Here is an 8,551-nt window from a genome sequence, read left to right on the forward strand (position 1 = left end):
CGGCCAGGGCGCCCAGCGAGCCGGCCAACCCGGCGAACACCCCGAAGTGGTGGGTCCAGTTGGTGGGGGTGAACATCATCGCCAGGAACGCGATGACGGTGATCCCGATGATGCGCCGGCTCGGACCCAGGGCCGTGCCGGGAATCCTGCCTCTGCGCAACGACACCGCCACCGCGACCGCCAGGGCGAGCAACAGTGTGAGCACCGCGAACCGGCGCGCCACGGAGCCGTCGGGGCTGGTGGTGAACAGCCGTGAATAGCGGATGTGCTCGTCGAACCAGGCCAGGCTGGGGCCGACGGAGGACTTGAAGCTGCTGGCCTGGAGCTCCGCGGCCAGCGTCTGGTCGCGGAAGATCAGGAAGATGGTGACCGTGCCGGCCGCGGCGATCGGCGCCAGCAGCGCCAAGTATCCGAACCGTGAAGTGTGGGCGGCCACAATGGTTTTCAGCGGCCCGATGGCGACGAGCAGGGCGCCGATCGCGGCGACACCGGTGGGTCCGGAGAACACCGTCAGTGCTCCGATGATTATCGCGACCGCCACTGGCAGCAGCCTGCTGGTCGCCACCCCGCGCTCGACCGAACACCAGGTCAGCAGGATGCCGAGCGCGATGATCGGTTCGGGGCGCAGCCCGTTGTTCAGCGGCAGCCAGAAGGCGAGGAACAGCCCGGCGGCCGTCCACACGGCGGCCCTGCTGTGTTTGACCGCCGACCCCAGACGCGGGATGACCTCACGGCTGATCACCCACCAGCAGGCCAGCCCCATCAGCAGGGTGGGCAGCCGCATCCACACGCTGGTGGTGCTGACCTGGGCCCACACCGCCAGCAGGTCGTAGTACCAGCCGAAGGGGGCCTCGGGTGTGCCGAACCAGCGGTAGTAGTTGGCCATGTATCCGGCCTTCTCGGATACCCGGGCCATCGTCAGGATGTAGCCGTCGTCGGCGGTGTTGGCACCGACGAAGTGCCACCACACCAGCGCCGCGGTCACCACCCCGTCCAACGGCGACAGCGACCACCACCGCTGCGGCAGGAAGCGCCGGTGCCGCATACCGTCGGCGTTGTCCAGCACGTGCAGCGCACCCAGGGCGATGATCGTCATCGCCACGCCGACGATCATCGCCAGCACCTTGAGCAGCGTGGGTGAGGTGCTGTAGCGCGAGTCGATCGTCGCCGAGAACTCCAGACCCGGGGGCGCGGGGCCGGACAGATCGGTGAACACCCCCACGATCTGGGGCCGGAAGTCGTAGCCGCCGCGCTCACCCCGCAGCGGTTCGCCCGGGTCGGGGCTGTCGGGTCCCTGCGTGAGGCCGACGAACTCACCGGTCACCGAGTCGGCGCGGGCGGTGAACGTCAGCTCCTGGCAGGCGGGGCTGAGCACCTCCTCGAGCGGTGCGCTGACCACCGGGGTGTTGCGGACGATGACGAGCAGGTCGTCGTTGACCCGTTCGATGAGCAGACCGCGGTCGATCGCGTTGGTCGCCTGCTTGGGCACGGTCGACAGCAGCACGGTGCGGCCCGGTCCGTCGAGGCCGGCGGCGGCGCTGCACGGCACGCTGATCTCGAGGTCGGTGGCGACATAGCCGATCAGCGGGGCGTTGACGCTACCGAGCACGCCGTCCTGCGGCCAGTTCAGCTCGGCGGTGGTCTGGTTGACCGGTAGCAGCGGGGTGGCGATCGCCAGAAGCGTCCCCAGCAACCCGGCGACGATCGCGATGAGCCGCGCAGTGCGGTGGTTGCTCGGCTCTCGGACCACGGGGCTAGATGGTAATTGGCTTGCGGATGGCCAGCACGAACGGCCCGACTGTGGACACGTCGAAGCGCGGATCGTCGAACAGCGCGTCGTCGAGCGCGACGTGATAGCGGCGCACGTTGGGCTGGTTCGGGTAGACGTCGGAAGCCAGCCGCAGCGTGTAGGTGTCGTTGGCGCCGCGGCGCATCAGGAACACCGTCGGCGGCTCCCACGGCATCGTGTCGAGAGCGTTGATGAACTGGTCGGCGTCGGTCAGCCGGGCCCACTCCTCGATGGCCTCGGCACGCTGCTCGAATTGTGCCAGCGGGTTGGCATAATGCGAGGTCAGACCTTGGAAACCGTAGTACGGGTAGTACGACAGGAAACTGTAGTCGGCGGTCATGACGACGGTCTCGTTGCGCGGCGCGCCCGTCACCTCCAGGATCCGGTCGTCGATCTCCCGGTAGTACTGCTCGGCCCCGGGCGGGCGCCGGTCGGCGCGCTGGCCGTAGCCGTCGGTGTCGGTGTAGGCGACGACGATGTCGGAACGCAGCACGTCGGGGATGTCCTGGCTGAAGGTCACCGCGCCGAGGGCGCCGATCGCGGTGGCGACCGCGACGACCCTGCCCGCATTCGGTGTCTGCACGCGGGCGGCCACCGCGCGGGCGGCTTCGAGGAAGCCGAAGGCGCCGGCGGCTGTCAGCAGGATCGTCAGGGTCGGCTGCAGCCGGAAGGACAGCAGCGTGGTGCCCACCAGCGTGGTCAACATCGACAGCAGCGACCAGGCGTAGACCGTCAGCACCGCGACGGCCAGCGCCCCCGCCCTGGTCGAGGTGCGGGCGTAGATCACCAGCCACAGCGTGCCGAGCATGCACAGCGCGCCCAGCAGGGTGAACTGCAACATCGGGAAGGACAGTTGGGCGCCGTCGGAGGGCAGGTAATGCTGGGCGGTGCCCGAGTCGGCCGGTGTCCCGCGGGCCGCGGCGAGCAGGTAGGGCGCCCACCCGATGAGGGCGAGCAGGCCCGAGATGACCGCGATCACGAGCAGTCGCAGCAGTGGTTCCCAGTGTCTGCGGCTGACGCTGACCAGGACCGCCATGACCGTCAGCGTGAACGCGGCGTACCCGAGCAGCAGTGTGTAGGACAGCGCGGCGACGCCCAGGAAGATGCCGACGCCGACCACCGCGGCCCAGCCTCCCCGCGAAATCCCCCGGTCGCTGCGCTCCTGCCCGCCGGACCGGTCGGCGGCACGCAGACCGGACCAGCCGAGGACGAATATCGGCGGCAGCATCACCGCGATGACGGCCGCATAGGGTTCGGCCGGGGCGTATGCCAGCGCGGCCGCGGCAGTGGCGGTCGAGACCACCAGCGCATACTCGAAACGGATCATGTTGGCCCACAGCACAAAAGCCAGCACGATCGCGATCGTGATCGAGATGATGGACCAGGGCTTGAACATTTCCCACGCCGGCGTCCCGGTGAGGTCTGCCAGGCGGCCGCCGATCCAGAACCATCCCGGCGGGTAGAACGGTGGCAGCCCGATGTAGGTCATGTCGTGCAGGCCGGGCGAATCGGCGAGGCGGGTCATGTACTCGGTGCGGAACTGCTGGTCGACCGAGATCCCGAAGAGGTACAGCTTGGTGGCGCCGAGTGGCATAGCGAGCGTGACGAGCGAGAACGCCGCCAGCATGGTGACCGCGCCGAGGCGGGCCAGGGTCTGCCGGCCTCGCCGCCACAGCAGTCCGCACGCCATCAGCCCTGCCAGGCAGACCACTTGGCCGACAGTGGTCAGCGCGTGCAGCTGGTTCGACGAGTTGTAGGCGGGCCAGTCGACGCGTGCGATGGCGAACAGTGCGACGACGGCGATCACCACTGTGACGGCGATCGCCAGGACCATCTGGCCGGCCACTCTGATCGGCGCGGCCAGTGCGCCACCCATCAGATAGGCAGCTTGCGGAAGACGGGGCGGGGGATGTGGCGCAGCACCATCATCACGTAGCGGAACGCGCCCGGTGCCCAGATCAAGTCCGTACCTCTGTTCGACGCCGCAACCGCCATCTCGGCGACGTCTTCCTTGTCGACGGTGAACGGCGCCTCTTTGGCGCCGGTGGCCTTCCAGTGCTCGATCGTCGTCGTGGTGCGTACCTGGCCGGGCCGGATGACCAGAACCCGAACGCCGAACTCCCGCAGAGCTTCCCCGAGTCCGAGATAGAAGCCGTCGAGGCCGGCCTTGGTGGAGCCGTACACGAAGTTGGAACGACGGACGCGCTCGCCGGCCGCGGAGCTCATCGCGATGATGCGGCCCGAGCCCTGCGCACGCATCTTCTCGCCGAGCAGGACACCGACGGAAACAGCCGCGGTGTAGTTGATCCCGGCGATCTGGACGGCCTTGCGCTGGTCTTGCCAGAGCTCTTCAGCATCACCGAGCAGGCCGAAGGCGACGACCGCGACGTCTATGTCGGTCTGGACATCGCCCACGCGACAGGCCGAGTCGATCACCTTCGGGTGACTCTCGGTGTCCAGCGCGTCGAAGTCGACCCAGTCGACGGCCTTGGCGCCCGCGGCCCGCATCTGCTCGATGGCTGCGTCCTTACGAGGGTGTCCCGGAAGATCCGCGAGCACCACCCGAGCACGCGCGTCGCGCAGATAGCGTTCGGCGATCGCGAGAGCGATCTCGGACGTGCCGCCCAGCAGCAGGATCGTTTGCGGATTACCGGTTGCGTCGAACACCATTTAGAGCAGCTCCAGTCGTCGGGCCATGTCCGAAGCGAAGACCCCGTCAGGATCGACCTTGCGGCGCAACAGGATCCACTCGTTGATGCGCGGATACATGGCGTGGAAGGTTTCAGCGGTGGTCCGTGAGTCCTTGGCGGTGTAGAGACGTCCGCCGAACTCGAGCACTCGCTTGTCGAGGCCGTTGAGGAACTCGTTGAGGCCGGGCTTGATCTGGAAGTCGACGCAGACGTTCCAGCCCGGGATCGGGAAGCTCAGTGGGGCCTCGTTGCCGGCACCGAAGAGCTTGAACACGTTGAGGAACGAGTAATGCCCCGACCGCTGGATGTCGACCATGATGCGCTTGAACTCGTCAACCGCCTCGAGGGGCACCACGAACTGGTACTGGCTGAAACCTGCTGCGCCGTAGGCGCGATTCCACTCACCGACCATGTCGAGCGGGTGGTAGAACTGCGTCAGGTTCTGCGTCTTGCCGCGATAGGTCTTGCCCATCCGGTACCACAGCGCCGTCATCGCACCGAAGATCGGCTTGTTGCCCAATCCGCTGGGGAAGACGTCGGGTGCGGTGAAGTACTGCGGCGCATCAAATTTCAGCGGGTCGCGTTGCAGTTTCTTCGGGAGCTGGTCGACGGTGGCCAGGGAACCGCGGGAGATCACCGCCCGGCCCAGTCGAGGTGGCGCGCTGATCGCGTCGAACCACGCGCTGGAATAGGTGTAGTTGTCCTCGGTGCCGTCGCTGTGGAAGGCGATGGTCTCGTCCAGTCCGGCGGTGACGTCACCGTCGGCGATGAAGTACGCGGTCTCCGTCGGCGTCATCTCGATGACAGCGCGAAGGATGATGCCCGTCAGCCCGTTGCCTCCGACCGTCGCCCAGAACAGGTCGCTGTCGGGTCCTGCGGGAGTCAGGTGGCGGACGTTGCCGTCTGCGGTGAGGAGGTCCAATGAGCGCACGTGGTTGCCGAAGCTGCCCGCGCTGTGGTGGTTCTTGCCGTGGATGTCGCAGGCGATCGCACCACCGATGGTGACCTGACGGGTGCCGGGCAGCACCGGGACCCACAGACCCAGCGGCAGCGCGGCCCGCATCAACTGGTCGAGGTTCACCCCGGCGTCCACGTCGACGAGGTGGGTGTCGGCATCCATCGAATGGATGCGATTGACCACGCTCATGTCGACGACGAGGCCGCCGCCGTTCTGCGCGTTGTCGCCGTAGGAGCGCCCCAGCCCGCGGGCGAGCATTCCTCTGCCGCCCCCGTCGGCGACCTGCGTCACCGCCTTGACGATCACGTCGGGATCCGGGGTCGACAACACCTGGGCCACGGACGGGGCGGTGCGGCCCCAGCCGGTGAGCCGTTTCGTAGTGGTCGAGAACTCGGTGCTCAACATCGTCACAGAGGGTACCGCCTGCGCCAGGCGGGCCGGTGCAACGTCATTCGTGTGCTGCTTAGCGCAGGCGGAAGATGACCAGGCGCTGCACGATGAAGTTGATGACCGTCGCAGTGCCCTGCGCGATGACGAACGCGACCGGCACCCGCCACGGCTGGTCCTCGAACTCCATGTAGAAGAAGTAGTTGATGCCGATCTGCACGGCGTAGGTCACCGCGTAGAGCACCACCACGGCGATGAACCGTTTATTGCTCGGCGCTGCTTGGAAGGTCCACCGCCGGTTGATCAGATAGGCGGTGGTGGTGCCCGCGATGAAGCTCAGTGTCTTGGCGAGGTTGACGTGTAGGCCGGCGGCCAGCAGCGCAACGTAGAGGCCGAAATCGACGACGGCCGCGAGCCCGCCGGTCAGGATGAAACGCCAGATCTGTGTCCCGAGGCTCAACTGGGGCGACAGGGGAGGCTCGGCCACCCGGGCAGCTTACGGGGTTGCCCGGCTCAGAACGGTGGTGGCTCGTGATGTTCGGCGACGAGGTCGTCGTTGAGTTCTCGTTCGGCGGTGATGGCGTGGGCGCGGTTGGCTGCGCGGGTGTGTCGTCGGCGGGGCATTTTGGTGCCGCGGGTGTCGGGGTTGGCTGCGGGCTGGGGTGGGTTGCTGTTCCACAGGGTGGCGGTGGCTGGGCTCAGCGCGGGGAACAGTACGGCGCCGGCGGGTCGGGTGGTGTAGGTGTGGCCGGTGGGGCTGGTCCAGATGATGGTTCCGTCGGGGTGTTTGCGGTCGCGCCAGCCGTTGGGTCCGGTCCAGAAAGTTTTCAACAAGTGGTGGAAGCGACTTCGCAAAAGACACTCTGGATGGCAAACCACCTTCGCTGCCGCCCCTAGTCCTGCTGGAGTGCAGTATTTGGTGCTCGATTCAGGGCGTACCGACGGTTGTCAGCACTTGCCGGATAGACAGCTAACCCTTCCCACTCAGAAGAAAAATCTGGCTGCTGGGCGATTACGTCAGCTCCGCTTGATTCAGGACCATTTATGTCACACCCCCAACAGCGACTGGAGACTCAAATGACCATCCTGCCCACAGATTTCCGTCAAGTTCTGCCCCATGCGGGAGACAGAAGTCAAAGCGCTTGGCTCAAATCGAGGGGACAGTTGAAGCTTGCAACCCGCCGCTCTCGTCACCTTGCCGCCGCCGGACTGATCGCCGCCGCGGCGATAGTCAGCGGCAGCGGGATCGGAGAACCCGCGGTTGCGTGCGCTGCACCGCAGGAGTGGGATATCGGGGAATATGACAGCTGCGTCGCTAAGACCCTCGCGAACTACCAGAACGGCGTGATCACGTTTCAGCAATACAACGAGATTGTGAAGGATTGCTGCCTCCTCAGTGGAGGGATATTGAGTGACCTCCAAGGTTGCGTGGCTCCGGCCGCCAATGTCCCGCGCACATTGCCGTCAGGGGTGCCGACGCACACTTTGCAGCCCGCTCCGCCTCCGGTCCTCCGACCGGGCTCCGTCAATCCGACGGTCACAATTGCACCGGCGGAGTAGATCAGCACGGCAGGTTCTGGCCGGTGCGACGCGCTGAGAAGCTGAACAGGTGGTGAAAACGGCAGAGGCATTTGAGGTTTGAATCGTGGGTGGCCCGACCGGGTAGGGCACGGTGTGGTCGATGTCGGTGTCAGTGGCGGGTTTGTCGCAGCCGGGGGAGCGGCATGTCAGGTCGCGGCAGCGGAGGAACTCGGCGAGCGCGCGTGAGGGGGTGTAACGGTTCTCGGGGCCGGTGTGGCCGGGGTGAGTGATGGGGCGGATCAGGGCACCGTCCAGGAGCGGGGTCAGCAACGGGGCGGGCACGATCCCGGCGCCGAACACGAACCCCGCCACTACCGGACAGCCCGCTGCGGACGCAGGCCCTGTGGGAGCAGCAGACGGTGTCGTCGGTGGGGCGGGTGCTGAGGCGCCGGGTGGTCTGGTGTCTTGCGAGGCTGTTGCGTCCGGCTCGGCCGGCCCGTCGACTCCGTCGTCCCCGCCGCTGCCGTCGTCGCTCCCGTTGGTCGGGGCGGCGGGGTCCGCTGCGCGGGTCGCGTTCGCACACGCTGTAGGCCAAGTCCTGGACGTTCTTCTCACCGATTGCAGCATCAGCGCTGTGCAGCCGCGCCCACAGGCTGGTCAGTCCGGGCGCGTCGGCGGGTGAGCCGAATTGCACTTTGCGGTTGCTCGCCGATGCCTGGGAGCGCCGCAACGCGCCTGGGTCGTGGCGTTCGACCAGAGCGTCGATGGCCAGTTCGGTCTTCTTGATCGACAGCGCCCCCCAGGAGGTGATCTCGGCGGCCAGGTCGGCGTCGACGGCGGTCATCGCGGTGTCGTCGTCGATCAGGTAGGTGCGCCAGACGATGCGCGGACCAGCATTTCGCTGACCAACCCGGCGTCGAACAGCGCGGCGACCTTCGGTAGCCGGTCACGCAGCGCGACCCCGCGGTGGGTTTGGTGCAACGCCAAACTGTGGGTGATGTTCTGGGCGGCGGCCAGCTCGGCGGCCACTGCGGCCTCGGGGTCGAGCCACCACAGCTCGCGGTCGCCGGCGGGCAGCCCGGTGCGGCGGGTGAAGATCTCGGCCATCACCGCCAACTTGCGCGCACAAGCGGCGTTCTCCGCCCGCGCCCACCCGCGGGCGGTGTCGATCAGCTCGGCGTCGCTGAGCCCGGCGAGCTCGGAGGC

At 67.2% G+C, this 8,551-nt stretch carries 9 protein-coding genes; 1 reads left to right on the plus strand and 8 read right to left on the minus strand.

Annotated elements, in window-relative coordinates:
* The 6 genes from WA965_RS16490 to WA965_RS16515 all read right to left on the minus strand — a co-directional run.
* A partial coding sequence (locus WA965_RS16490) for an arabinosyltransferase domain-containing protein (RefSeq protein WP_526447819.1) occupies positions 1–1,822 on the minus strand: 1,822 nt, incomplete at its 3' end.
* Positions 1,755–3,665 carry an arabinofuranosyltransferase gene (locus tag WA965_RS16495; RefSeq protein ID WP_526293959.1) on the minus strand — a complete coding sequence of 637 codons (1,911 nt, stop codon included), beginning with the start codon at positions 3,663–3,665 and terminating at the stop codon, positions 1,755–1,757. The genes WA965_RS16490 and WA965_RS16495, both read right to left, overlap by 68 nt.
* Complete coding sequence (gene dprE2 / locus WA965_RS16500; protein ID WP_526293960.1) at positions 3,665–4,459, minus strand: decaprenylphospho-beta-D-erythro-pentofuranosid-2-ulose 2-reductase; 795 nt, start codon at positions 4,457–4,459, stop codon at positions 3,665–3,667. Before dprE2 ends, WA965_RS16495 begins: the two co-directional genes overlap by 1 nt.
* Complete coding sequence (gene dprE1, locus WA965_RS16505) at positions 4,460–5,842, minus strand: decaprenylphosphoryl-beta-D-ribose oxidase (RefSeq protein WP_526293961.1); 1,383 nt, start codon at positions 5,840–5,842, stop codon at positions 4,460–4,462.
* Positions 5,843–5,900: 58 nt separating this feature from the next.
* Complete coding sequence (locus WA965_RS16510; protein WP_526293968.1) at positions 5,901–6,296, minus strand: GtrA family protein; 396 nt, start codon at positions 6,294–6,296, stop codon at positions 5,901–5,903.
* 41 nt (positions 6,297–6,337) lie between these two features.
* On the minus strand, positions 6,338–6,658 hold the full coding sequence (locus WA965_RS16515; protein WP_526293962.1) for a hypothetical protein: 321 nt from the start codon (positions 6,656–6,658) through the stop codon (positions 6,338–6,340).
* A gap of 243 nt (positions 6,659–6,901) precedes the next feature.
* On the opposite strand from WA965_RS16515, the gene WA965_RS16520 reads away from it, so the two are divergent.
* Positions 6,902–7,384 carry a hypothetical protein gene (locus tag WA965_RS16520; RefSeq protein ID WP_526293963.1) on the plus strand — a complete coding sequence of 161 codons (483 nt, stop codon included), beginning with the start codon at positions 6,902–6,904 and terminating at the stop codon, positions 7,382–7,384.
* Positions 7,385–7,514: 130 nt separating this feature from the next.
* On the opposite strand, the gene WA965_RS16525 is transcribed toward WA965_RS16520, so the two are convergent.
* Both WA965_RS16525 and WA965_RS16530 read right to left on the minus strand, forming a co-directional pair.
* Entirely contained in the window at positions 7,515–8,189 is a 675-nt protein-coding gene (locus tag WA965_RS16525; RefSeq protein ID WP_526293964.1) for a DUF222 domain-containing protein, read from the minus strand.
* 17 nt (positions 8,190–8,206) lie between these two features.
* On the minus strand, positions 8,207–8,551 hold a 345-nt coding region (locus WA965_RS16530), incomplete at its 5' end, for a DUF222 domain-containing protein (RefSeq protein ID WP_526447817.1).

The sequence above is a fragment of the Mycobacterium sp. genome (assembly GCF_049683935.1).
Classification (GTDB): Bacteria; Actinomycetota; Actinomycetes; order Mycobacteriales; family Mycobacteriaceae; genus Mycobacterium.